Annotated in this window: 1 protein-coding gene and 2 pseudogenes; all 3 read right to left on the reverse strand. The window is 62.4% G+C overall.

Annotation, left to right across the window (positions count from 1 at the left end; genetic code table 11):
* Positions 1-249 (reverse strand): annotated as a pseudogene (locus tag EN906_RS23010) (kynureninase); the annotation flags it as partial.
* Between the two features lie 71 nt (positions 250-320).
* Positions 321-1,157 (reverse strand): tryptophan 2,3-dioxygenase, encoded by an 837-nt coding sequence (gene kynA, locus EN906_RS23015; RefSeq protein ID WP_127270200.1) that lies wholly within the window; start codon positions 1,155-1,157, stop codon positions 321-323.
* A pseudogene (locus EN906_RS38425) lies at positions 1,154-1,541 on the reverse strand (2-aminobenzoate-CoA ligase); the annotation flags it as partial. The pseudogene EN906_RS38425 and the gene kynA, both read right to left, overlap by 4 nt.

Here is a 1,541-nt window from a genome sequence, read left to right on the forward strand (position 1 = left end):
GAGTTGATCGCCGAGTTCGATCGGCATCTCGAACCATCCGGCCGTATTCCAGGCTCGGATGAGGTCCTGGGCCCATTCCTGGGTTGCCGCCTGCTGCAGCTCGCCGAAAACGGCATGAGACGCTGCCCCCAGTGAATTGCCGTCGAGATAGATCACCCCCTCCGGCAGAATGAAACGGTCGCGCATGGCCCGCAGCGGATCTGTGGCATCCATCGCTTCGACTGCGGCGAGATCAGGAAATCCACTCATGGTCAGTCAGTCCCCGGTTGTTCGCGAAGGGTGTTCCGCCGCCGCGCGTCGCTGTTTTCATTTCGACGATGTCAGAGCCGGGTGCGGACCGTCCACAGTTCCGGGAACAGCACCACCTCGAGCATCTTCTTCAGATACGAAGCACCCGACGTGCCGCCGGTGCCGCGTTTCAGACCGATGATGCGCTCAACCGTGGTGACGTGGTTGAAGCGCCAGCGGCGGAAATAATCCTCGAAGTCGACCAGCTTCTCTGCCAGTTCGTAGAACATCCAGTAGCGCTGCGGATCGCGGTAAATGGTTTGCCAGGCGACCAGCACCTCTTCATTCTCGGTTCGCGTCTCACGCCAGTCCGTGCGCTTGGCATCGGCACCGATGTCGAATCCGTTGCGCGCAAGCAGCAGCAGCGCTTCGTCGTAGAGCGATGGTTCGGTCAGGATCGCTTCCAGCTTTCCGCTCAGGTCGGGCCGGTGCTTGTGCGGCCCGAGCATGGCCAGGTTGCGGTTGCCGGCCATGAACTCGATGGCGCGATACTGCCAGGACTGGAAACCCGAGGACTGGCCGAGCGCGTCGCGGAACTCGGTGTATTCGCTCGGCGTCATCGTCCGCAGCACATCCCAGGCATTGTTCAGCTGCTCGAAGATCCGCGCAACGCGCGACAGCATCTTGAAGCTCGGCTCGAGCCGGTCGGCGCGGATGGAACGGATCGCGGCTCCAATCTCGTGTAGAGCGAGCTTCATCCAGAGTTCGGAGGTCTGATGCTGGATGATGAACAGCATCTCGTCATGCGCCGATGACAGCGGCGTCTGGGCCTCCAGCACTTTCTCCAGGTGCAGGTAGTCGCTGTAGGACATGCGCTCCTTGAACGACATCTGGGCGCCTTCGGACGCCGGATCGTATGGCTCGCTCAATCGATTTTCTCCGTGCGCAGCCGGAAGCGCTGGATCTTGCCGGTCTGGGTCTTGGGCAGAGCGGCGATGAATTTTACCGATCGCGGATATTTATAGGGCGCGATCATTGCCTTGACATGGTCCTGCAGGCGCTTGGTGGTGAGGGCGTCGGGCGCGACGCCCTGCGCTAGCACGACATGCGCCTCGACGATCTGGCCGCGCTCGGCGTCCTCGGCGCCAATGACAGCGCATTCGGCGACGTCCGGGTGCGCCAGCAGCGCCGCCTCGACCTCGGGACCGGCGATGTTGTAGCCGGCGCTGACGATCATGTCGTCGGAGCGTGCGGCGAAATGGAAGAAGCCGTCCTCGTCCTGCGTGAAGGTATCGCCGGTGAGGTTCCAGCCG

It is taken from the genome of Mesorhizobium sp. M7A.F.Ca.CA.004.06.1.1 (genome assembly GCF_003999135.1).
Classification (GTDB): Bacteria; Pseudomonadota; Alphaproteobacteria; order Rhizobiales; family Rhizobiaceae; genus Mesorhizobium.